21 protein-coding genes and 3 tRNA genes are annotated in these 22,552 nt (G+C 73.9%); 10 read left to right on the top strand and 14 right to left on the bottom strand.

Translation table 11 applies throughout. The features are described from left to right. Positions 1-41: 41 nt before the first annotated feature. Positions 42-1,286 carry a CAP domain-containing protein gene (locus ACPYN7_RS05730; protein ID WP_424346991.1) on the bottom strand — a complete coding sequence of 415 codons (1,245 nt, stop codon included), beginning with the start codon at positions 1,284-1,286 and terminating at the stop codon, positions 42-44. A 164-nt stretch (positions 1,287-1,450) separates the two neighbouring features. Between ACPYN7_RS05730 and ACPYN7_RS05725 the strand changes: the two genes are divergently transcribed. After that, positions 1,451-2,257, top strand: a complete 807-nt coding sequence (locus ACPYN7_RS05725) for an exodeoxyribonuclease III (RefSeq protein ID WP_058875492.1) — start codon at positions 1,451-1,453, stop codon at positions 2,255-2,257. Between the two features lie 6 nt (positions 2,258-2,263). Then, the gene (locus ACPYN7_RS05720; RefSeq protein ID WP_368827477.1) at positions 2,264-3,136 is read left to right on the top strand and encodes a hypothetical protein; all 873 of its coding nucleotides are present in this window, start codon (positions 2,264-2,266) and stop codon (positions 3,134-3,136) included. 30 nt (positions 3,137-3,166) lie between these two features. Here the strand turns inward: ACPYN7_RS05720 and ACPYN7_RS05715 are convergent, their stop codons facing one another. Together ACPYN7_RS05715 and ACPYN7_RS05710 are read right to left on the bottom strand one after the other, a co-directional pair. Further along, positions 3,167-4,480, bottom strand: coding sequence for an AI-2E family transporter (locus ACPYN7_RS05715; RefSeq protein ID WP_424346990.1), 1,314 nt, complete (start codon positions 4,478-4,480; stop codon positions 3,167-3,169). A 142-nt stretch (positions 4,481-4,622) separates the two neighbouring features. Continuing rightward, a complete protein-coding gene (locus ACPYN7_RS05710; protein WP_424346989.1) occupies positions 4,623-5,126 on the bottom strand; it encodes a hypothetical protein in 504 nt (167 codons plus the stop codon). A 413-nt stretch (positions 5,127-5,539) separates the two neighbouring features. Here ACPYN7_RS05710 and ACPYN7_RS05705 point away from each other — a divergent pair, with 413 nt between their 5' ends. Continuing rightward, positions 5,540-6,067 carry a hypothetical protein gene (locus tag ACPYN7_RS05705; protein ID WP_424346988.1) on the top strand — a complete coding sequence of 176 codons (528 nt, stop codon included), beginning with the start codon at positions 5,540-5,542 and terminating at the stop codon, positions 6,065-6,067. A 27-nt stretch (positions 6,068-6,094) separates the two neighbouring features. Here ACPYN7_RS05705 and ACPYN7_RS05700 read toward each other — a convergent pair whose 3' ends face one another. The 4 genes from ACPYN7_RS05700 to ACPYN7_RS05685 all read right to left on the bottom strand — a co-directional run bounded on the left by ACPYN7_RS05700 (position 6,095) and on the right by ACPYN7_RS05685 (position 10,070). After that, complete coding sequence (locus tag ACPYN7_RS05700) at positions 6,095-7,039, bottom strand: metallophosphoesterase (protein WP_424346987.1); 945 nt, start codon at positions 7,037-7,039, stop codon at positions 6,095-6,097. 219 nt (positions 7,040-7,258) lie between these two features. Continuing rightward, the gene (locus tag ACPYN7_RS05695) at positions 7,259-7,684 is read right to left on the bottom strand and encodes a hypothetical protein (RefSeq protein WP_424346986.1); all 426 of its coding nucleotides are present in this window, start codon (positions 7,682-7,684) and stop codon (positions 7,259-7,261) included. A gap of 167 nt (positions 7,685-7,851) precedes the next feature. Then, complete coding sequence (locus ACPYN7_RS05690) at positions 7,852-9,420, bottom strand: phospholipase D-like domain-containing protein (RefSeq protein WP_424346985.1); 1,569 nt, start codon at positions 9,418-9,420, stop codon at positions 7,852-7,854. 116 nt (positions 9,421-9,536) lie between these two features. Further along, entirely contained in the window at positions 9,537-10,070 is a 534-nt protein-coding gene (locus tag ACPYN7_RS05685) for a hypothetical protein (RefSeq protein WP_424346984.1), read from the bottom strand. Between the two features lie 439 nt (positions 10,071-10,509). On the opposite strand from ACPYN7_RS05685, the gene ACPYN7_RS05680 reads away from it, so the two are divergent. The 5 genes from ACPYN7_RS05680 (at position 10,510) to ACPYN7_RS05660 (ending at position 16,686) form a co-directional block, all read left to right on the top strand. After that, a complete protein-coding gene (locus ACPYN7_RS05680) occupies positions 10,510-11,295 on the top strand; it encodes a formate/nitrite transporter family protein (RefSeq protein ID WP_424346983.1) in 786 nt (261 codons plus the stop codon). Between the two features lie 124 nt (positions 11,296-11,419). Further along, complete coding sequence (locus ACPYN7_RS05675; protein WP_424346982.1) at positions 11,420-12,667, top strand: MFS transporter; 1,248 nt, start codon at positions 11,420-11,422, stop codon at positions 12,665-12,667. Between the two features lie 109 nt (positions 12,668-12,776). Further along, the gene (locus tag ACPYN7_RS05670) at positions 12,777-13,802 is read left to right on the top strand and encodes a Gfo/Idh/MocA family protein (protein WP_424346981.1); all 1,026 of its coding nucleotides are present in this window, start codon (positions 12,777-12,779) and stop codon (positions 13,800-13,802) included. Beyond that, complete coding sequence (locus tag ACPYN7_RS05665; protein ID WP_424346980.1) at positions 13,799-14,854, top strand: DMT family transporter; 1,056 nt, start codon at positions 13,799-13,801, stop codon at positions 14,852-14,854. Before ACPYN7_RS05670 ends, ACPYN7_RS05665 begins: the two co-directional genes overlap by 4 nt. A gap of 128 nt (positions 14,855-14,982) precedes the next feature. Further along, positions 14,983-16,686, top strand: a complete 1,704-nt coding sequence (locus ACPYN7_RS05660) for a glycoside hydrolase family 13 protein (protein WP_424346979.1) — start codon at positions 14,983-14,985, stop codon at positions 16,684-16,686. Between the two features lie 27 nt (positions 16,687-16,713). Here the strand turns inward: ACPYN7_RS05660 and ACPYN7_RS05655 are convergent, their stop codons facing one another. From ACPYN7_RS05655 to ACPYN7_RS05635, 5 genes are all read right to left on the bottom strand, one after another. Continuing rightward, on the bottom strand, positions 16,714-16,872 hold the full coding sequence (locus ACPYN7_RS05655; RefSeq protein ID WP_157571486.1) for a hypothetical protein: 159 nt from the start codon (positions 16,870-16,872) through the stop codon (positions 16,714-16,716). A 66-nt stretch (positions 16,873-16,938) separates the two neighbouring features. Next, positions 16,939-17,400 carry a hypothetical protein gene (locus tag ACPYN7_RS05650; RefSeq protein ID WP_424346978.1) on the bottom strand — a complete coding sequence of 154 codons (462 nt, stop codon included), beginning with the start codon at positions 17,398-17,400 and terminating at the stop codon, positions 16,939-16,941. A 103-nt stretch (positions 17,401-17,503) separates the two neighbouring features. Further along, positions 17,504-17,576: transfer RNA gene (locus ACPYN7_RS05645), tRNA-Phe, on the bottom strand. Positions 17,577-17,638: 62 nt separating this feature from the next. Continuing rightward, positions 17,639-17,712: transfer RNA gene (locus ACPYN7_RS05640), tRNA-Asp, on the bottom strand. A gap of 79 nt (positions 17,713-17,791) precedes the next feature. Further along, a tRNA-Glu gene (locus tag ACPYN7_RS05635) sits at positions 17,792-17,864 on the bottom strand. Between the two features lie 163 nt (positions 17,865-18,027). Between ACPYN7_RS05635 and ACPYN7_RS05630 the strand changes: the two genes are divergently transcribed. Beyond that, a complete protein-coding gene (locus ACPYN7_RS05630) occupies positions 18,028-18,372 on the top strand; it encodes a metallopeptidase family protein (RefSeq protein WP_408669435.1) in 345 nt (114 codons plus the stop codon). Between the two features lie 10 nt (positions 18,373-18,382). On the opposite strand, the gene ACPYN7_RS05625 is transcribed toward ACPYN7_RS05630, so the two are convergent. Continuing rightward, entirely contained in the window at positions 18,383-19,462 is a 1,080-nt protein-coding gene (locus tag ACPYN7_RS05625) for a universal stress protein (protein WP_082697270.1), read from the bottom strand. A gap of 177 nt (positions 19,463-19,639) precedes the next feature. On the opposite strand from ACPYN7_RS05625, the gene ACPYN7_RS05620 reads away from it, so the two are divergent. After that, entirely contained in the window at positions 19,640-21,001 is a 1,362-nt protein-coding gene (locus tag ACPYN7_RS05620; protein WP_424346977.1) for a D-arabinono-1,4-lactone oxidase, read from the top strand. Between the two features lie 116 nt (positions 21,002-21,117). On the opposite strand, the gene ACPYN7_RS05615 is transcribed toward ACPYN7_RS05620, so the two are convergent. Next, entirely contained in the window at positions 21,118-22,545 is a 1,428-nt protein-coding gene (locus ACPYN7_RS05615) for an FAD-dependent oxidoreductase (RefSeq protein WP_424346976.1), read from the bottom strand. Positions 22,546-22,552 lie beyond the last annotated feature (7 nt).

Below are 22,552 nucleotides of genomic sequence, written 5' to 3'. Positions count from 1 at the left end.
ACCCCGGCCGGGGTGCGCGGCTCCGCCGTCGTCGGGCCCCCTCAGCGGGTGGCCCAGGTCCGGCCGGCCGCGTAGTGGACGGTGTAGCCCTTCGAGAAGCGCTGGCGCACCTCGGTGCCGTACCGGTACTCGTCGGTGACCGGGAAGCCGTAGCCGCGCTCCCGGCCGGCGGCCGTCCAGGCCCGGCCGATCGCCCCGTACAGCTTGATCGCGCGGGAGCCCGTGCCGGGGCTCCACATCACCTGGGTGGAGCGCCCGTCGCGGCGGAAGACCTGGTACGCGCCGCCGGCGGCGGGGCGCTCGTCCGTGGCGGGCAGCCCGAAGTTGTGCTCCCGGCCGGCCGCGATCCACCGGGCGCCGATGGAGCCGTAGTTCTTCACGGCCATCGCCCCGTAGCCGGGGGCCCAGTAGATGGTGGTGGTGCGGGTGCCCTTCCGGAACTGCTGGTAGACGCCGCCGTGCACCAGGCCGCCGCGCTCGTTCATGGTGGGCTCGCCGAGCACGGAGGCTCCGCCCAGGCGGTGGTACTTGGTGCCGATGGCGCCGCGGACGGTGAGGGCCGGGGCGGTCACCGGGGGCACGAACCCCTGCGCCGGGGTCGTATACGTCCCGGGCACGGCCGGCCCGGCCGGATAGGCGTAGTAGTAGACGGTCAGGTAGGTCTCCCAGCCGGGCCCGTCCGAGCCCGACGTGGCGACGTGGCTGACGCCGATGCCGAGGTGGGTCAGGTCCCGGGCGAACTGGTCGGTCCCGTTGCGGGGGTAGAAGTCCAGCAGGTAGTGGGTGAGGGCCTCGACCGCGTCGACGCCCTGGAACGCGCCGGTGAAGACGCCCTTCCCGTAGTACTGGTCCATCCGGACGCCGCCGGCGGGGGCGCCCGCCCAGGGATCCGGATTGCGCGACTCCGTGCGGGCACCGGCCATGGTCTCCGCCCACTGCTGGGCGTTGCGGGACAGGGCCGTGTTGTAGACCAGCGGGGCACGGTTGGCCTGGCGCCGGTGGTCGTTGACGATCTCGAAGGCCTCGGTGACCTGCTCGACCGTGGTCGGGTGGGCGCCGGCCGCCGCGGCCAGGCCGCCGGCGGGCGGGGCCTCCGGCGCGGGCGCCGGGGCCCCCGCCGGGGCGGGGTCGCCCGCCGAGCCCCCGGAGAGGACCGGAGCGTCGGCGGTGCGGGCGAGCTCGGACGGAGCGGCCGGCGGGGCCGGCGCGGCGAGCGCCGCCGGCAGGCCGCTGAGGAGGAGGGCGGAAACGGTGGACACGACGAGCGCGGTCCGTGCGAGGTTCATGGGAGGTCTCTCCGTGCTGGGGACGGCGCCGCCGGGGGCACGGGCCAGCAGGAAGTTAGCATATGCAATCGCTTGGGGGAAGGGGTCCCGTACGGAACCACCGGCGGGGCGGGCGGTCCGGCCCGTGGGCGGGGGCGTCCGGGCCAGCCGGTAACGTGGGGACCATGAGGATCGCCACCTGGAACGTGAACTCCGTCCGCGCCCGCGCCGACCGCGTGGAGGCGTGGCTGCAGCGCTCGGACGTGGACGTGCTGGCCATGCAGGAGACCAAGGCGAAGGACGAGAACTTCCCCTGGGAGCTCTTCGAGTTCATGGGCTACGACGTCGCCCACTTCGGCCTCAGCCAGTGGAACGGTGTGGCGATCGCCTCCCGGGTGGGCCTCGAGGACGTCGAGCGCACCTTCCCGGACCAGCCCGCCTTCGGCAAGCCCGGCGAGGAGCCCGTGCAGGAGGCCCGCGCGATCGGGGCCACGTGCGGCGGCGTGCGCGTCTGGTCCCTCTACGTCCCCAACGGCCGCGGCCTGGAGGACCCGCACATGCCCTACAAGCTGGAGTGGCTGCGGGTGCTGAAGGACCACGCCAAGCAGTGGGTCGAGGAGGACCCGCAGGCGCAGGTCGCCCTGGTCGGCGACTGGAACGTGGCCCCCCAGGACGAGGACGTGTGGGACCTGCAGTTCTTCCTCGACAACGGCCTGACCCACGTCAGCGCCCCCGAGCGTGCCGCCTTCCGCGCCTTCCTCGAGGAGGCCGGCTACCAGGACGTGGTCCGCCCCCGGCACCCCGGCCCGGGCGTCTACACCTACTGGGACTACAAGGGGCTGCGCTTCCCGAAGAAGGAGGGCATGCGCATCGACTTCCAGCTCTACTCCCCCGCCCTGGCCGGCCGCGTGACGGACGCGTCGATCGACCGCGAGGAGCGCAAGGGCAAGGGCGCCTCGGACCACGCCCCCGTGATCGTCGAGATCGCCTGAGCGGCCGTGGCCCAGTTGCTGCAGGTCGGCCGGACGTTCCGCTCGGCCACCGGGATCCCCCACCAGTTCGCGCTGCGGGTGTACGTGCCCGCCGAGGAGCTGGACGCCGTGTACGCCCCGCTGCTGCCGCGGGCGCTGCCCCCCGAGGAGGCCGGGGTCAACGAGCTGACCGAGCAGCTCGCCCGGCTGGCCGAGCCGGGTCAGGAGCCGCTGCCCCCGGCCGTGGAGCCGCTGTGGACCCTGCCGTTCTCCGCGGCGCCCCGGGGCCGGGACATGCTCGCCGCGGGGGTCGGCGACTTCCCCGTCTACCACCCCCCGCAACGGCTGCGCCGCTCGCTGCGGCTCGTGGCGCTCGCCGAGGAGGAGGGCGGCCAGCCCCTGCCCAACCTGCTGATCCCCGAGGACGCGGTCCGGGCCGCGGGCGAGCTCGTGAGCCGGGAGCACTTCGTGCCCGTCCACGCCCGCCAGTCGGCGTTCACGGTGCCCATGGCGTGGTTCTCGCTGTTCACGGCCCAGGACCACACCGAGAGCTTCCACCACGGCAACCGCGTCCACCGGTGCGCAGTGCCGGTGGACCTCGCGACCCGGCGGGTGGTGCGCGCGGCGCAGGTCGTGGAGGACGCGGGCGGCGAGGACCTCGAGGACCTCGCCGAGGACCTCACGCACCTGGGCCGGTGGCTCGGGGCGTTCTCGGCCAACTCCCTCGTGGTCCTGCACTACGGCTCGCTCGCGGATCCCTTCCAGCCCGACGAGAGCCCGCAGGACTTCGCGGACGCCGTGGAGCTGCTGGCCGCGCAGGACGCCCACGGCGCCGCCGTGGCGTTCCGCCGGCTCATGCACCGCTGGCTGCCGCTGGCGCACCTCGAGAGCGCCAGCTGAGGCGGGAACGGCAGCGGCTGCGGGCCTCTCTCACCGACGTCGCAGCCGTGGGCGCCGGGACGGCCGGCGTCCGGCCCGGGCCCGACGGCGCTCCTCGGCCCGGACCCGGTGGAACCGCTCGAGCTGTCCCTGGATCTGCTGCCGGTCCGCCCCGTGCCGCCGGGCGTTCCGGCGGATCTCCCAGGGGTAGTAGTACGGTTCCCACCCGATGTCCGCGTCGGCCCGCCACGCCCCCGCCGCGAGGTAGCGCACCACCGTGTTCAGGACGGCGATGACCGGCACCGCGAAGAGCGCCCCCGCGATGCCGTAGAGGACCGCACCGGTCGCCACGGACAGGAACACGGCCAGCGGGTGCAGGGAGACGGCCTTGCCCATGATGAGCGGCTGCAGGACGTTGCCCTCGAGCTGCTGGACGAGCACCACCACGCCCAGCATGAGCAGTGCGTTCGTCGTCCCGTTGGCCACCAGCGCCACCAGGACCGCGACCGCCCCGGTGGCCACCGCTCCCACGACGGGGACGAACGAGCCCAGGAACACGAGGATGCCGATCGGCAGGGCCAGGGGCACGCCGAGAAGGGCGGCGCCCACCCCGATGCCCACGGCGTCGAGGGCCGCGACGAGCCCCTGGGCACGGGCGTACTGGACCAGCGCCGTCCACCCGTGCCGGCCCGCCCCGTTGACCGCTCGGCGCGCCGGCGCCGGGAAGAGCCGGACCACGGACAACCAGATCCGCTCGCCCTCCATCAGCAGGAAGAGCAGCGTGAAGAGCAGGATCACGACACCGGCCAGCAGCTGGCCGGCCGTGGAGCCGAAGGACATGGCTCCGTCCAGGATCGCCTGGCTGTTGTCCTCGACCGTGGCCCCGACGTCCCCGATCCAGTCGTCGAAGGTGCCCACGTCCCACCCGAACGGGCTGCCCTCGAGACGTTCCAGCAGCTGCCGGCTGCCGGTCACCACGCTGCCGGAGAGCTGGGCGAAGCCCAGGACGATCTGCCGGCCGGCCAGCACCAGCAGCCCCGCGACGACCCCGACCAGGCCGAGGACGGTGACGCCGGAGGCTGCTCCCGCCGGCACCCGGTGACTGCGGGCCCACTGCACCACGGGGAAGAGCAGACCGGCCAGCAGCCCCGCGAGGAGCACGGGAACGACGACCACCGTGATCGTCGAGAGCAGACGGCCGAGCAGCCCCACGGCCGCGACCACGACCAGCAGCCGCCAGGACCAGGCGGCCGCCACCCGCACCGGGACCGACACCGCTGCGGCGGCGTCACCGTCCGGCGGCCAGGACCGGCGGCCCGCCCCCGGGCGGGCGGGCCGCTGCGTGCCGTCTGCTGTCGTGGACATGGTCGGATCCTGCCACGATGGCCGCCGAGTGCCCGTTTCCGACGGCGGATGAACCCCGAAGCGGCCCCGGGCCGAGGACGGGCCCGGCCCGGGCCCGTCCTCGGGCCAGTCTCCAGGACGTCCGGCCGGCCCACGCCGTGCGTCATTCCGCGTCGAGGATCTCCCCGCGGGTGGCCATGATGTAGGGCTCGCCCACGTAGTCGGCATAGAGATCGTCCTCCAGGTCGATGCCGAGCTCCTCCTCGGTGGCGGCGATGTCGAAGTCCTGGGCAACCGTGCCGGTCACCTCCACCACCTGCCCGTCGTCGAGCGGAGGAATCTCCTGCTCCTCGACGATCAGCAGCGGATCCACCGCGGTCTCCTCCGCACCGGCGATCACGAACGTGTCGGTCGACAGTGTCTCGGTCACCTCCGCGGAGACGGTGACCTCCTGGCCGGCGTAGGTTTCGCTCTCGTCGTAGAAGGCCTGGTCATAGGGCCCGACATAACCCGCTCCGACCTCCCGATCCGTCTCCTGCGGCGCCGGGGAGGATTCCAGGACCTCGCCCTCGGAGACGTCCTCCACGTCCGTGCCCTCCTCGGGGCCTTCGGTGTTGCACCCCGCCAGCCCGAGTCCGGCGACGGCGAAGATCCCTGCCGCCATCATCCGCGTGCTCCGTCGATCTCGTGTCCGCATGGTGGTCCTCCTGGGTTTCGATCGTTGTCGCCGAGGCCCTGGTCGAGCAGGCTCCCGGCGTGGTGCTCATCGACCGTAAGGAAGCTGTTCATCCGGTGGCAAGGATCGGCCCGATGTTCTCCGCATCTTCCGACCGCACCGTTAGAGCATCGTTATCGCATGTCAGCGGGAGGTCGGATCGACCGTTCCCCCGACTCTGGCGCGGCCGGGCAGCGGCGGAGCCCGGCCGGGGACGGGTTCCGAACCCCGAGCCGCCGGGCTACCGTCGAACCGGTGAGGGATGACTGGTTCACCGGTTCCGCACCGGGTGTCGCGCCCGAACCGCAGTGCCCGGAGGGTCTCGGCCGGCGCCGAGCACCCCGTCGACGACGAGAAGGAGCACCATGAACACCACCCACCGTCTCCTCCGGTCCCGGAAGCTGGCCACCGCGGTGGCCCTGGCCACGGCCGCCGGCGCGACTGCCGGCTGCGGGACGAGCGGCTCCCCGGAGCCCGACCGCGGGACGGCAGCCGGGACCGGAGCGGAGTCCAGCCCCGCCCAGCCGGGGCAGACCCCGGGTGAGCAGGCCACCGTCGCCTACACCGGGCCCTACGACGAGGACTTCCGCGCGGACATGGCCTCCTACGCCGGGCAGCAGGTGAGCCTCACCGGGCAGATCACCGACCTGGTGCCCTCCCGCTCCGCCCTGGTCCTCACCGACCCCAAGAACCCGGACCTGGACCCGCTGCTGGTCAGCGCCCGGTTCGCGTTCCCCGACGCCGAGGAAGGCACGGTCGTGGACGTCACCGGCACCGTGCAGGAGAACTTCCAGGCCCCGGTCGACCAGGACGACATGGACGAGGAGGCCGGCTTCTACGACCGCCACGTCGGCCAGCCCTACCTCGACCAGGCCGGCCTCGGCACCGAGTAGTCCGGTACGGGCGGCGACCGGCCCGGGTCAGCCCCGGTGCAGCTCGATCGTCAGCAGCTGGGGCGGGGCGTTGATCCGCACCGGCAGCAGACTGAACCCGATCCCGCAGGTCACGAACATCTGGTTGCCCTCGGCCCCGTAGCCGTCCGGGGCAAAGCCGTCGGCCACGATCTCCTCCTCCTCGGTGAGCCCCAGGTAGGACCACCGGGACAGCAGGGGCAGGGCAATCTGGCCGCAGTGGGTGTGCCCGGCCACCGCCATCGGGGCGGTGCCGGCGGGCAGCTCCGGGAACGTGGTGGGGTTGTGCATCATCACCAGCCGTGGTGCGGCCTCCGGTACGTCATCAAGGGCTTCCTGGGGCTCAGCAGCTCCGACCGAGGAGGGCCCCACCCCGGCCAGGAACAGTCCCGGTCCGGGGCCGTCGCCGGGGGCGGGCACGACGGTGGCCTCGTCGGCCAGCACCTCGATCCCGCGCTCCTCGAAGGCGGCGGTGAGCTCCTCGACGGCTCCGACGGCGTAGTCGTGGTTGCCCATCACCGCGTACACCGGGATCTCGGCTTCGGTCAGCGGCTCGAGCAGCCGGGTCACGTCACTGACCCGTTCCTGGATGCTGGTCTCGCTCTGGTAGAGGAAGTCCCCCGGCAGCAGCACCGCCGCCGGATCGGCGGCCACGGCCTGCTGCACCACGCGCTCGATCATCCCGGTGTTGTCCCACCACATCCCCACCTGCAGATCGGAGAACACCAGCACCTGCGCCCCCTCCCAGTCCGGGCCCAGCCCGGGGATGCGGGCCTGGATGCGTTCCTCGTCCAGGATCAGCCGCGGTTCGATCGCCACTCCGTAGCCGGCCACGAGCAGGCCCAGGGCCACCACGGCCGCGACCAGGCCGGTGAGCACGGCACGGGCACGACCGCCCCGTCGTCCCCGTCCTTCGTTGCGGGGCCCGTCGTCCCGGGCAGCTGAGTGGCTCATCGCAGTCCTCTCCTGTGCGTCGGCCCGGCGCAGGGCGTCCTCTGCGCTCGGGGGCCAACGCTCTCACGTCCGGCCCGTCCACGTGCTCCGCCCCGCGCCGCGCCACCGGGGCCGCCGCCGAGCGGGCACCGCCCCGGCCGGGCTGCGTCGGCCGGGACAGCGGATCGCCCGTGCACCGCCGGTGCACGGGCGATCCGGGATGGTGCTGCCGGGCGGCCGTCACTCCGCGGGCAACTCCCGGACCTCGTCCGCGATCACGGCCAGGTCCAGCTCGCGCTCGACCAGGTAGTCCATCTCGTCGTTGTCGAAGTCCCAGTCCCACTCGGACTCGATGTCGGTCTGCACGATCTGGCGGACCGTGCCGGTGACCTGGACCATGTCCCCGTCCTGGATGTCCTGGGCGGCCGCGTCCACCCCCACGACCGGGGTGTCGTCCTCGCCGACGGTGAACAGGTTCGGGCCCACGATCTCGGTGACCTCGTTCTGCATCGTGACCGTCTCGTCGAGGATCGCGGCCTCCGCGGTGGGCCCGGCCTCCTCGGCCTCCTGCACCGGGGTCTCCTCGGCACAGCCGACCATCAGGGCCGAGGCGACAGCGGCCGCGGCCGGCAGGGCGAACATCTCCTTCTTCGAGCTGGTCGACATGATGTTCTCCATTCGATGGAATGCGTTCGCTGCTGACCTTTTCACCCTAGGAGCTCAGCCTCCTCGGCATCTCCGAAACCCGTCACGCAGGAATAACGAAGTTCTGGACGGCAGGTGGGCACTGCCTTGTCAGACCCTCCATACCCACCCACGGGGCGTCCGCCGGGTCACTGCAGGGCGGAGGTGAGGCGGGCGGTGTTGTCGAGGTACTTCTGGTACCAGGGTCTCGCCAGCCAGTCCGCCAGCTCGAGTTCGTGGCTGTGCTGCCGGTAGTCGTCCACGAGCTCGTCCAGCCGGCCCACGAAGTCCCGGCCGCTGACCAGGAGGTTGACCTCGTGGTCGAGCACGAAGGAGCGGATGTCCATGTTGGAGGAACCCACCACGGCGGCGTCTTCGTCGATGAGCACGAACTTCGAGTGCAGCACCCACGGGGCCTGGTAGAGGAATATCCGGATCCCGTCCCGGATCAGCATCTCGTAGAAGGACCGCTGGGCGTGGTGGGTGAGGGCGTGGTTGGAGGTCTCGCCCATGTACAGGTGCACCGCCACCCCGCGGCCCACCGCGGTGCGCAGGGTGTTGTACATCGAGTCGTCGGGCACGAAGTAGGGGCTGCACACCGTGATCCGCTCCCGGGCGGAGGCGAAGAGGTGGTTGAAGAGCTGCTGGTTGGACTCCTGGGCCAGCCCCGGCCCGCTGGGCAGCACCTGGCAGGCCAGGTGGCCCGGGGCGGATGCCTTCGGGCTGCGCGCCGACGGGTCCCCGGCGCTGGCCTCGGCGTCGGCGTCGGCGTCGGCGTCGGCGTCGGCGTCGGCGTCGGCGTCGGCGTCGGCGTCGGCGTCGGCGTCGGCGTCCAGGATCATGTCGTCGGTCTCGCAGTACCAGTCCGTGGCGAACAGCGCGTCCAGGTGCCCCACGGCCGGCCCCTGCAGTCGGACCGTCATCCCGATCCACTGCAGGCCCTTCCGCTTGTTCTTGGCCTTGTTGTAGGAACGGTCGATGACGTTCTGCGACCCGGTGAACGCCACCTCCCCGTCGACCACGAGGATCTTGCGGTGGTTGCGCAGGTCCGGGCGCTGGTACTCCCCGCGCCACGGGCGGACCGGCAGCATCCGCCGCCAGTCGATCCCCGCCGCCCCCAGGCGGCGCACGAGGTCCTGGTAGCCGGGGTAGCCGGCCGAGCCGAGGTGGTCCACGAGCACCCGCACGGTCACCCCGCGGGCGTGGGCCTCCTCCAGAGCCGCGACCACCGGCTCGGTCGTGGGATCGGCCACGGCGATGTAGAACTCGAAGTGCACGTAGTGCTCGGCCGCCCTGATCGCCTCGGCCATCGCGGCCAGTGACGCGTCGTAGTCGTCGAGGACCTCGATCCGGTGCCCGCCGGCCACGGGGAACGCCCCGTTGTGCTGGTTCAGCCGGGCTGTCTCGGCCAGCCAGTCCGGCATGTCCCGGACCTCCTGCGCCTCGGCTCCGGGGCCGTGCGCGTCGACCCGCTGCGCGGCCTCGCGCTGCTTGGCCTTGCGGGCCTCGGGCAGGTCCGCCCGGCCGAGGACCAGGAACACCAGCCCGCCCAGGATCGGGAAGAAGAAGATCACCAGCAGCCAGCCCCAGGCCGCCGAGGGCCGCCGGTTGTGCGGGATCGTGCCCAGCGCCAGCAACCGGATGACCAGATCCACGGTGAACAGCGCGGCCCCCGCCCACGGCGGGACGGTGTTCCACAGCAGTTGGGCGATGTCCACGGGTTCACCTCGGGGCGGTCGTCGTGCAGAGCGTGCCGGTCAAGCCCCGGCACCCGGGCCGGGGCCCGGACGCGGTGCGCACCGGGGCCCGTGCGGTCGATCGGTGCGGCAGGATCCTACTCCTCCGGCAGCAGGCGGACGTCGGTGGCCTCGATGTAGGGCCGCTGCTCGTGGTCCTCGTAGAGCTCGTCGGTGAACTCGTCCCGGGCCTCGGGGTCCAGGGTCGAGGGGTCGAAGGCCTGCCGGACGGTGCCGGCGACCTCGACGACCTGGCCCTCCTCGATGTCGACCAGGTCCAGGTCGTAGAGCACCAGCAGCGGGTCCACGGTGTTCTCCGCGGTGCCGGCGATGACCAGGGCGTCGTCACTGACGACGTCGCTGACCTCGGCCGAGAGCCTGACCTCCTGGCCGACGTAGGTCTCGCGCTCGTCGGAGAAGTCCTGGTCGTAGGTGCCGGTGACGGTGTTCCCGGCCGTGGGATCGTTCTCCGGGGCCGGGGAGGACTCCAGGATCTCGCCCTCGGTGACGTCCTGGACGTCGGCGCCGGTCTCGGGTCCCCCGGTGCTGCAGCCGGCCAGGCCCAGCCCGGCGGCGGCGGTGAGAGCCGCGGCGGCGGTGCGGGCGGTGGAGCGTCGATCACGAGCGGTCATCCGGTGCCTCCTGGACGTGCTGCTGCGGCGGGTTCGGTGCGGTGGACCCGGTGCGCGGGTCCAGTGCGGGGCGAACCTGCGGTGGACCGGCCGACCGTAAGCACGCTGAGCTGGGCCTTTCAACAGGCGAGGGTCCCTGGGACCGCACCCGGCCGGAAACGTGACCGGCCCGTGATGGTCTCCAGTGGGATTTCGCCGGAGACGCTGGGGTGGCACCCAGGTCCCGGCGCGGCCGGCAGGGACCCCGCAAGGACGCCACGGGCGGCTTCGCCCGAGGGCCCGCGGGACAACGGGCCGGGGACGGCGCGGAGCTCGCACGCGGGGACTGTTCCACCGCCGGGTCGGACCGGTCCGCCGGAGCCGTGCACCGTCGTCCCCTGGGCCGGGAACGGTGCGAAGGGTGTTTGTTCCTGGAGGGTCGGCGGGGTAGGTGTGGTCCATGAGCGCACCGGACCCCGCCGAGATCTACGACCGCGCCACGGAGGAGGGAGCGCGGCGGCTGTCCATGCCGCCCCTGGAACAGGCCTCCACCGGGTTCATCGCCGGGGTCACCATCGTCTTCGGCATCGTCGCCCTGGCCATGACCGAGGAGCTGATCACCCCCGCCTTCGGCACCGGCCCCGGCAAACTGGCCGGAGCCCTGGCCTTCGGCACCGGAGTGGTGTTCCTCGTGATGGGCCGCTCCGAGCTGTTCACCGAGAACTTCTTCGACCCCGTCGCCGCGGCCATCGACCGGCAGGGGCCCTCGGTGTGGCTGCGGCTGGGCCGGCTGTGGGTCCTGGTGCTGATGCTCAACCTGGTGGGCGGGACGGTCATGGCCGCGGTCTTCACCGTCCAGGGCGCCCTGCCGGCCGGGGCCCACGAGGTCCTGGTGTCGGTCGCCGAGGACATCGCGGCCAAGAGTGGATGGGCGACCTTCGCCCGCGCCGTCGCCGCCGGCACGCTGCTGACTCTGCTCTCCTACCTGCTGCACGCCGCCGACTCGGCCACCGCCCGCATCGTGCTGGCCTACCTGGTGGGGGTCTTCCTCGCCCTGGGCCCCTTCGACCACGTGGTCGTCTCCGGGCTGCACCTGCTGTTCGGGATCGGGCTCGGTGCCGCCGTGACCGTCGGGGACCTGGGGCAGAACTTCGGGCTGGCGGTCGCCGGGAACCTCGTCGGCGGGCTGCTGCTGATGACCCTCACCCACACCGTCCAGGCCAAGAGCTCCCCCGGATCCGACTGATCCGGGCGGCCCCGTTCCGGCGACCGTCCAGAGCATCGTCGCAGCGCCCTCGGCGACGTCGACCGGCCTGGCTGTTCGGCTCTCCCGCGCCGCGGACCGTCACGCCGCGTGATAGAACGAGCCGGTGCGCCACTCCACTCCGCCCCCTGACCGTCGTTCCGCCCCGCCCCGGCTGCCGGGGTGGCTGGTGGTGCCCGCGGTGCTGCTCGTGGCGGTCAACCTCCGCCCCGGGGCCACGTCCGTGGGCCCGGTGCTCGCGGAGGTGCAGCAGGGCCTGGGGCTGAGCCCCACGATGGCCGGGGTGCTCACCGCCCTGCCCGGGCTCACGTTCGCCGCGGCCGGCGCGTGCGCGGCCGCGCTCTCGCGCCGGACCGGGATCAGCGGTGCGGTCACCGCCGGTCTCGCCCTGGTCGCCGCCGGCCTGCTGGCCCGGGCGGTCACCGGATCAGTGCCGGTGTTCCTGGCCCTGTCCGTGCTGGGCTTCGCCGGCATGGCCGTCGGCAACATCCTGGTGCCGGCCCTCATCAAGCGCCACGGCGGCTCTCGCACGCCGGCGCTGAACTCCCTCTACACGACCGGCCTGGCCGTCGGCGCCACCCTGCCGCTGCTGGCGGCCGGGCCGCTGGCCGCGCACGGGCCCGGCGGATGGCGGGCCGCGCTGGGCCTGTGGGGGCTCGTGGCCCTCGTCGCCGTCGTCCCGTGGGTGCTCGTCACCGCCCGTGACCGGCGCGAGCCCGCCACCGCGCCCGGACGGGCGCTGCGTGCCGGGCGCGGCTCCTCGATCCTGCGCTCCCGCACCGCCGTGGCGCTGTGCGTCTACTTCGGCATCCAGTCGATGCACGCCTACGTCCAGTTCGGCTGGGTGGCCCAGATCTACCGCGACGGCGGCCTGGAGCAGGCGCAGGCGGGGCTGATGGCGGCTCTGATCGCCGCCATGGGCATTCCGGGCGGCCTGCTCATGCCCGTCCTCGTGGCCCGGTCCCCGCACCTGCGGCGGTGGATCGTGGGCCTCGGCGTCTGCATGGTCGCCGGCTACTCCGGGCTGCTGCTGGCGCCCGGCAGCACACCGTGGGCCTGGGCCCTGCTGCTGGGGGTGGGCGGCTTCGCCTTCCCCACCGCCCTGGCCCTGCTCACGGCCCGTTCCCGGGACCCCCGGGTCACCGCACAGCTGTCCGGGTTCACCCAGCCCGTGGGCTACCTGCTCGCGGCGGCCGGGCCCTTCGCGGTCGGCGCCCTGCGCGAGGCCACCGGCAGCTGGACCGCTCCCCTGCTGCTGCTGATGGGCACCGCGGTGCTCCTCGTGCTGGCCGGCGGGGTCGCGGCCGCGCCCCGCTTCGTCGACGACGAGATCACGGGCCCGCCCCGGACGTAGCAGCACGGCCCGGCGCCGCCCCAGGACCGGCACGGCACCGTTCCTGGGTGTCGGGGCCGGACGGGGCGCCCGGCCCCGGAGACCGCGCCCGAGCGGCTATCGTGACCGCATGACTGAACAGGGTGCAGGGCGAGTGCTCACCGCCGGACTGGTCGGCTACGGCATGGCCGGGCGGGACTTCCACGGGGACCTGCTGCGGCGGGCCGGCGGCCGGGTCACCGACGTGGTCACCGGGAACCCGGAGCGTGCCGCCCGGGCGGGCGCGGACTGGCCCGGGGTGCAGGTGCACCAGGACCTGGCCGGGCTGCTGGCGGGCTCGAGGCCGGACGTGCTGGTGGTCGCCTCCCCCACCGGGCTGCACGTGGAGCACGCCCTGGCCGGCCTGGAGGCCGGGATCCCCGTGGTGGTCGACAAGCCGCTGGCCATGGACCACGAGGGCGCCACGGCCGTGGTCCGCCGCGCCGAGGCGACCGGGACCCCGCTGACGGTCTTCCACAACCGTCGCTGGGACAGCGAGCAGCTGACCCTGGCCCGCGTGCTCGCCGAGGGCCGCCTCGGGGACGTGCACCGTTTCGAGCGCCGCTGGGAGCGCTGGCGCCCGGTGCCCAAGGACCGCTGGCGGGAGAACGCGGTCGGCCAGGGCGGCGGACTGCTGCTCGACCTGGGACCGCACCTGGTGGACGCGGCGATCCAGCTGTTCGGGCCCGTGTCCGCGGTGCGGGCCGAGCTGCGCGCCCTGACGACGCCCACGGAGGACGACGTCTTCCTGGCCCTGGACCACGTCTCGGGCACGATCAGCCACCTGTGGGCCGGGAGCCTGGTGGGCGCGCCGGGCCCGCGGACCCGGGTGCTCGGCTCGGCCGGCGCCCTCCTCGTCCCCGGTCACGCGGACAGCCCCGGGCCCTTCGACCTCCTGGACCCCGGGGACGGCACGACGGGCCTGCTGGTCCGCGGCGCCGAGACCACGCCCGTGCCCACCGCCCCGGGCGAGCCCGCGGACTTCTACCGGGCGGTGGCCCGGTGGCTCCACGACGACGGCGACGTGCCGGTGGACCCCTGGGACGCCGTGGCCGTCGCCGCGGTGCTGGACGCGGCGCGGCGCAGCGCCCGCACGGGAGCGCGCGAGGCCCTGTGACCCGCACCGGGCACCGTGCCGGCGTCGCGGCGATCCTGCTCACCGCGGTCCTGTGGGGCACCACCGGGACCGCGGCGACCTTCGCCCCCGGCGCCGGTCCGCTGGCCGTCGGGGCCGCCGCCCTGGGGGTCGGCGGGCTGCTGCAGGCAGCGATCGCCCTGCCCGCGCTGCGCCGCTCGCGGCGGGCGCTGCGCCCGCACGCCGGGCTGGTGGCGGCGGGAGCCCTGGCCGTGGCCGTCTACCCGCTGGCGTTCTACAGCTCGATGCACCTGGGCGGCGTCGCCATCGGCACGGTCGTCTCCCTGGCCTCCGCGCCGCTGGCCTCGGGCGTCCTGGAACGCGTGCTCGAGCGCCGCCCGCTGAGCCGGTGGTGGATGCTCGCGGCGTCCCTGGGCGTTCTGGGCAGCGTCCTGCTGGTCCTGTCGCAGAGCGGCCGGCCGGCGATGTCCGCCTCGGGGACCACGGCCGGCATCGGGCTCGGCCTGGTGGCCGGGACCACCTACGCCCTGTACTCGTGGGTCGTCCACCGGCTGATGGGCCACGGGGTGGGCCGCGCAGCCTCGATGGGCGCCGTCTTCGGGGCCGGCGGGGCGCTCCTGCTCCCCGTCCTCGCCGCGACGGGAGCGCCCCTGCTGGCCTCGGCGCAGTCCTTCGCCGTGGCCGCGTACATGGCGCTGGTGCCGATGTTCCTCGGGTACTTCCTGTTCGGCATCGGGCTCGCGCGGGTGCGCCCCAGCACGGCGACCACCCTCACCCTGACCGAACCGGCCGTCGCGGCGGTCCTGGCCGTCGTCGTCGTGGGCGAGCGGCTGACGGGCGCCGGCTGGGCCGGGCTGGCGGTCATCGCCTCCGCGCTCGTCGTGCTCGCCCTGGCCCCCGCCAACGTCGTCGGGCAGCGGCCGGGCACGCCCGCCCGGGCACCGGCCGGCCCGGTGCCCGCCGTCCCGCGGGCCGCCGGGGCGGCGGCCGTCCGTGCGCCCGCGGTGGAGCACCCGGTCACGGTGCGCGCGGCCGCGGCGCGGCGCGGCCGTGACACCGCCCCCGGGGACTGACTAGGTTGGGGACGCCCCGCGCCGGACACCGCGGCGCCCGGTGCCCCCGCGCCGGACGCACCGCGCGGGCGCCCCGCACCGGGCGCCCCGCACCGGACAGCCCTGAGGAAGGACCCGAGGAACAGCCCATGACGCAGCAGATCAGCCAGTCCCCCACGGCCGAGGACGACCCGTGGTGGCGCTCCGCGGTGATCTACCAGATCTACCCCCGCTCCTTCAACGACTCCGACGGTGACGGCCTGGGCGACCTGCCCGGGATCGTCGACCGCCTGGACTACCTCGCGGACCTGGGCGTGGACGCCCTGTGGCTGTCCCCGTTCTACGTCTCGCCGCAGCACGACGCGGGCTACGACGTCTCGGACTACCGGGACGTCGACCCCCGCTTCGGCACCCTCGAGGACTTCGACCGGATGCGCGCCCGGATGGCGGAGCTCGGGATGCGGCTGATCGTGGACCTGGTGCCCAACCACACCTCCAGCGAGCACGAGTGGTTCCGGGCCGCCGTGGCCGCCGGGCCGGGCAGCCCCGAACGGGACCGGTACATGTTCCGGGACGGCCGGGGCGCCCACGGCGAGCTGCCGCCGAACAACTGGCGTTCCGTGTTCGGCGGCGAGGCGTGGACCCGGCTGCCGGACGGGCAGTGGTACCTGCACCTGTTCGACAGCACCCAGCCGGACCTCAACTGGGAGAACCCGGAGGTGTGGGAGGAGTTCCGCTCCGTGCTGCGCTTCTGGCTGGACCGCGGCGCGGACGGCTTCCGCGTGGACGTGGCCCACGGCCTGGTCAAGGCCGAGGGGCTGCCGGACTGGGACCACCAGGTGCACATGGTCGAGGGCGAGCACGACGCGCGGGAGCACGACGAGCCGGACACCCCCATGAGCAGCGGCAGCCCCTACTTCGACCAGGACGGCGTGCACGAGGTCTACCGCGACTGGCACCGGGTGCTCGCCGAGTACGAGGGCGACCGGATGATGGTGGCCGAGGCGTGGGTCGAGCCGGCCCACCGGCTGGCGATGTACGTGCGCTCCGACGAGATGCACCAGGCCTTCAACTTCGACTTCCTGGTGGCCGGATGGGACTGGGCGCGGCTGTCCCGGGCCATCGAGGGCTCCCTCCGGGAGGCGGCGGCGGTCGGGGCCCCCACCACCTGGGTGCTGTCCAACCACGACACCGTCCGGCACGTCTCCCGCTTCGGCCTCGCGGACCCCATCGCCTACCCCCAGGGGATCGACGCGGCCGGCGAGCAGCCCGACCACGAGCAGGGCCTCGCCCGGGGCCGCGCCGCCGCCCTGGTGGAGCTCGCCCTGCCGGGGTCCGCCTACCTGTACCAGGGGGACGAGCTGGGGCTGCCCGACCACACGTGCCTGCCCGCGGAGCTGCGCCAGGACCCGGCGTTCGCCCGCACCGGGAGCGAGGAGATCGGCCGCGACGGCTGCCGCGTCCCGCTGCCCTGGGCCGCGGGAGAGCCCGGCCACGGCTTCGGCCCCGACCCGTGGCTGCCGCAGCCCGAGGTCTTCGCGGAGCTCGCGGCGGACCGGCAGGTGGGGGTCCCCGGCTCCACGCACACGCTGTACCGCACGGCGCTGCGGGTGCGCCGGGAGCTCGGGCTCGGCCGCGGCTCCTTCGCGTGGCACGCGACGCACGACGCCGCGACGGGCCTGCTCTCCTTCGTGAACACCACCGGCACCGGGCAGCGGATCCTCGTGGCGGCGAACCTGGGCGGCGCCCCGGTGCCCCTGCCGGCGGGAGAGCCGCTCGTGCTCAGCCGCGAGGACGCCGTGCAGGACGGCGCCCTGTGCCCCGAGCGGGCCGTGTGGTGGCGCCTGCCGTGAGCCGCCCCGGCCGACGGCCGGAGCCCCTCAGGGAGCCTGCCGCTCGTCCCGGGGCTGCTCGGGGTCCAGCCCCTGCTGCTCCAGGTCGCGGTCGAGCTCGGCGCCGGGCTCGATGACCACGCCGTCCTCGCGCTGGTCGTCGACCGGTCCGCGCCCGGGTTCCTGCTCGCGTCCGTGCTCGCTCATGTCAGCTCCTCCCGTCGTGGCCGCCCGGGCCGGGCGGCCTGAGGCCCAGTCTAGGCAGGGTGCTGATCACTTCGAGGGGGTGGGCTCCGCGCACGCCTCGCGCAGCCAGTCGCCGACCGGCGCCAGGGTCCGCTGCAGCTCGGCCAGCTCGGCGGGCTGCACGGAGGGGCCCGCGGCACCCAGGGCGGCCACGGCGTCGTCGAACGCGGGGCGCAGCTCGGCGGGCAGCCCGGGAACGAGCTCGCGCACGGAGGCGGCCGCGTCCTGCGGCCGGAAGTGCGGGTCCGGCTCGTCGCCGGACAGCGGTACGAGCGTCAGGGCGGTGTAGGCGCTCGCCACGTCGAAGCAGGTCCGCGGCTCCGGGGAGGGACCGGACGGCACCGCCGAGGGCGAGCCCGCCCTGGTCTCGAGGACCAGCCCGGGCTGCTGCTGGCCGGTGCCGCAGCCGGCGAGCGCCAGCAGGCACAGGGCGGACAGCGCGGCGGCTGCGGCCCCGCGAGAGCTCGGGCGACGGGGATACCGGATCACGGCTCCCAGGGTAGGGAGCGAACCTCGGTGCCGCCTGGCAGCCGGCACCGCCCGGGCACGAAAAAACCGCCGGTCCCCTCGAGGGGACCGGCGGTTTCCGCGGTGGCTCCGACCGGCGTCGATCCGGTGACCTTACGATTTTCAGTCGTACGCTCTACCAACTGAGCTACAGAGCCCCGGCACATCCACAGCGGATATGCCGCGACGGCGCCGCATCTCTCGATGAACGCCGTCCGAGCGACCCTGACGGGACTTGAACCCGCGACCTCCGCCGTGACAGGGCGGCACGCTAACCAACTGCGCTACAGGGCCTTGCTGTTTCCAACGAGGACTGATCTTACCAGCATTCCTCGGCGGTTGTGCAAATCGGTGGGCGGACCCTCCGATCGCGTACCCCCAACGGGATTCGAACCCGTGTCGCCGCCGTGAAAGGGCGGTGTCCTAGGCCACTAGACGATGGGGGCCGGACACCCGCGTCGACGGCCACGACCTCGGCGACCGAGGACCGTGACACGGGGGAAACCGAGTACAGCTTAGAGGCATGCGCGGAGTCCGCACAATTCCCGCCCGGCCCCCGGGACCCAGCCGCCGCACGGGCCGGTGCGGTAGGAATGGACCGTGATCGAGATGACCCGCGAGGAGTTCGACGGCGCCGTCGACGACGCCATCGACCTGATCCCGGACGCCCTCTTCCGGGCGATGGACAACGTGGTGATCCTGGTCGAGGAGGAGCCGCCGGAGCACGCCCCGGAGCTGCTGGGCCTCTACGAGGGCGTGCCCCTCACGGCCCGGGACGGCGGCTGGGGCGCCGGTTCCCTCCCGGACCGGATCTTCGTCTACCGGGGGCCGCTGCAGCGCATGTGCGCGGCGCGCGAGGAGCTCGTGGAGGAGATCACGGTCACCGTCATCCACGAGGTCGCCCACCACTTCGGCATCGACGACGACCGCCTGCACGAACTGGGCTGGGGCTGAGCCGGCCCGCTCAGGCGTCCCAGGGGCGGATGTCGTCGGAGTCGAAGTCCTTGCGGGTCTCGATCCGCTCGTCGTAGCGGTCCGGGACGATCAGCACGGGGCCCGCGGCGTTGTGCAGCACGCCCTGCGACGTGGAGCCCAGGAGCATCCCGGCGAACCCGCCCCGGCCGCGCGTGCCCATCACCACGAGGCCGTTGCGCCGGGTCCGCTCGACCAGCACCTGCACCGGGGACCCGTCCGCGAGCTCGGAGCCGATCTCCAGGTCCGGGAACCAGCTCTCGAGCCAGGCGACGCCGCCGTTCAGCGCCCGCGCGACGTCGTCGTACATCGCCTCGAAGTCCACCGCCGTGGGCATCCACGCGAGCGCCCCGCTCACGGGCGGGAGCGCGCACAGCACCGTCAGCGGGACGCCGAGCAGGCGCGCCTCCTCCGCGGCGTAGAGCATGGCCGCCCGCGCCTGGGCGGAGCCGTCCGAGCCCACGACCACGCGGTCCACGAGGGCGCGGGTGCTCGTGAGCTCCGCCGCGCCCAGGTGCTCCTGCGCCCACGGCAGGGGGACCACGCCCGTGGGGCACTTCGCGTGCGCCGGCACCGCCGTGGAGACCGTGCCGAGGAGCCGGCCCAGCAGGCCGCCCCGGCCGCGGGAGCCCAGGACCAGCAGCTCCGCCGTGCGGCTCAGCTCGAGCAGGGCGCCGGAGGGGTCCCCGGTCTCGACGGTCGCCCGCAGCTCCACCCCCACGTCGCGGACGTGCTCCGCGGCGTGGTTCAGCAGCTCCTCGACGCCCTGGGTGAGGGCGGCCTCGTCCACGGTGGCGTAGCCGGTGTCGAAGCCCGAGCCGGAGAACACCGGCAGGCTGTACGCGGTGACCAGCCGCACCGGGCGGCCGCGGCGGCGCGCCTCCCGGGCCGCCCACCGCAGGGCGCCGAGGCTCTGCTCGGAGCCGTCGATGCCCACGACGACCTCTCCCGTGGCGTCGAGGGAGCGGCTCTGCCCACCCCCCGAGGGGACGCGCCGGCGCACCGCCTCCTCGCCCAGGCTGCTCCCGTGCGGCTCCTCGCGCTCCCGGTCCCGGGACGGGTGGTCGGTCATGGTGCTGCCTCCTGTGCGCGTCCTCGGCCCGCGGTGCTCCGGTCCCGCTGCGAGCTTCGCCTCCGATGGTACGCGCGGCACGGCGGCGACCCGCCCCCGCAGGGCGCCGGAGCGGCACCGGGATGAGAGGATGAGGGCGCACTGTGCACCTGCCTGCGAGGAAGGACGGTCCCGCCGATGAGCGAGGTCTCGCTGCCCGACGCCCTGCCCGGCGAGACCGGGACGAGAGAGTGGGCCACGTGGGGCAGGACGCACTCCGTGACCCCCCGGCACGTGCTGCGCCCCGCCTCGGTGTCCGAGCTCGCGGAGGGCGTCGCCGCCGCCGCGCGCCGCGGACTGGGCGTGCGCGCGGTGGGCTCCGGGTGCAGCTTCTCGGCGCTGCCGCTCGCCCCGGACGTCATGCTCGACCTCTCCGAGCTGTCCGGGCTGCCGGCCGTCGACCGGGAGAACCAGCGGGTCACGGTCCTCGCGGGCACCACGATCCGTGACCTGAACCAGGAGCTGGACGCCCACGGGCTGGCCGTGACCAACCTGCCGGACAGCGACTGGCAGACGGTCGCCGGCGCCATCTCCACGGGCACCCACGGGACCGGCCTGGGCTTCGGCTCCCTGTCCCAGCAGGTGGTCGCCCTGAGCCTGGTCACGGCGCGCGGCGAGCTGGTGGAGTGCTCCGCCGAGCAGCGCCCCGAGCTGTTCCAGGCCGCCCGCGTGGGCCTGGGCGCCGTGGGGATCGTCGCGAGCGCCACCCTGGCCTGCGAGCCGACGTTCCGGCTGCACGCGGCGGAGCTCAAGGAGCCTCTCGGCCAGCTCGTGGACACCCTGGGGAGCCGGATGTCCGGGGCCGACCACTTCGAGTTCTTCTGGACCCCGGGCACCGCCACCGCCCAGACCCGGATCCTGACGCGCCTGCACAAGCTCCCGGACTCCTTCACGCGGCCGGGCTCCCCCGTGGCCCGCACCGTGCGCCGGCTCGACGACGCCCTGCTGCGCAACACCCTCACCGCGGGGCTGAACCAGCTGGCCACCGTCCTCCCACGCTCCACACCGGGGCTCAACCGCCTCGACGCCTACACGAACAGCCCGCGGCAGTACAGCGACCTCTCCTTCCGGGTGTTCACCGTGCCGCGCCGGACCCGCTTCGTCTCCTCCGAGTACGCGCTGCCCGCGGAGGAGCTCGTCGGGGCCTTCCGGGAGCTGCAGACGCTCATCGAGCGCCGCGACTACTCCTTCTCGCTCCCGGTGGACGTGCGCTGCTCGGCCGCGGAGGACGCCTGGCTCTCCCCCGCCCACGGCCGCGAGACCGGCTGGATCGCGCTGCGCCAGTACTGGCGCAGGTACGACCCGAAGGTCTTCGCCGCGGCCGAGGAGGTCTTCGTGGCCCACGGCGGCCGCCCGCACTGGGGCACCGTGCACACGCAGGGCGCGGAGCACCTGCACTCGGTGTACCCGCGGTTCCAGGACTTCCTCGACGTGCGGGCGTCGGTGGACCCGGACGGGGTGTTCCTCAACGACCACGTCCGCGGGCTGCTGGGCCTGTAGGCCCCGCGCGAGGTCCCACCGCCCGGAGCCGCACGGGTGGCACCGCACGGCTCGAGGGGCCGCGCCCGGCAGGACGCGGCCCCTCGAGAGGCGGCACGGCGGCAGGGAGCCGCGGATCAGACGGGCGAGGAGACCGGCTCCGCCACGCCCTCGCGGGAGACGCTGACCATCTCCTCGCGCTCGACCACCTTGACGCGCTCGCGCGGGTTGCCCTCGGCGTCGTGGGAGGACTGCCCGAGGTCCTGCTCGTACTCGTCGAGGGCCAGCCAGCCCTCCCAGGTGGTGTACTCGACGCCGCGGGCCTCGAGCAGGTCGTCGACCGACTCGGGGTCGGGGCGGGTGGCGCCCGGCAGCACCGGGCGGTCCTCCAGGAGGTGGGTGACCGTCTCGAGGGCGTCGGACTTGGTGGCGCCGATCAGCCCCACCGGACCGCGCTTGATCCAGCCGGTCGCGTAGAGCCCGTGCAGCACGGTGCCGTCCTCGGCCAGGACCCGTCCCTCGGCGTTGGGGATCACGCCGCGGCCGTCGTCGAACGGCAGCTCGGGCAGCCGGGAGCCCAGGTAGCCCACCGCGTGGTAGACGGCCTGCACCGGGTAGTCGATGTGCTCGCCGGTGCCGGACACGGAGCCGTCCCCGTTGAGCCGGGTCCGCTCCATGCGCAGGCCCGTGACCCGGCCGTCCTCCCCGAGCACCTCGCGGGGGCTCTGCAGGAAGTGCAGGTGCAGCCGGCGGGAGGCGGTCTTCGGGGCGTCGTCGGCCCGCCACTTCTCGAGCGTCTTGACCATGACCTTGACCTGGTTGTTCTCGGCGATCGCCTGCTCGGAGCCCTCGTCGTAGACGAAGTCCTCGTCGTAGACCACGATGTCGACGTCGCGCGACTTGGCGAGCTCGCGCAGCTCGAGGGGGGTGAACTTCACCTGGGCGGGGCCGCGGCGGCCGAAGATGTGCACGTCCGTGACCGGGGACGCCTTGAGCCCCTGGTAGACGTTGCCGGGGATCTCGGTGACGAGCATGTCGTCGGCGTGCTTGGAGAGCACGCGGGCGACGTCGAGGGCCACGTTGCCGTTGCCGATGACGGCGATCTCCCGGGCCTCGAGCGGCCAGGTGCGCGGGAAGTCCGGGTGGCCGTCGTACCAGGCCACGAACTCGGCGGCGCCGTGCACGCCCAACAGGTCGTTGCCGGGGATGTTCAGCGGGGCGTCGTAGACGGCTCCGGTCGCGAAGATCACGGCGTCGTAGTGGGTGCCGAAGTCGGCCAGGGTCAGGTCCCGGCCGAACTCCACGTTGCCGAAGAAGCGGATGTCGCCGCGGCCCAGGATGGCGCGCAGCGCGGTGATGATGCCCTTGATGCGGGGGTGGTCGGGGGCCACGCCGTAGCGGATGAGGCCGAACGGGGTCGGGTAGCGGTCGAACAGGTCGATGCTGACCTCGAGCTCCCCGTTCTGCACGGGCTCGGACTTGGTCAGCATGTCCGCGGCGTAGATGCCGGCCGGGCCGGCGCCGATCACGGCGACGCGCAGGGGGCGGGTGGTGGTGTCAGCCACGTGGGTT

The sequence above is a fragment of the Kocuria sp. CH-021 genome, from assembly GCF_049716185.1.
Lineage (GTDB): Bacteria > Actinomycetota > Actinomycetes > Actinomycetales > Micrococcaceae > Kocuria > Kocuria cellulosilytica.
Note: the sequence above shows the minus strand (reverse complement) of the source record. Positions and strands in the feature narration are given on the sequence as shown.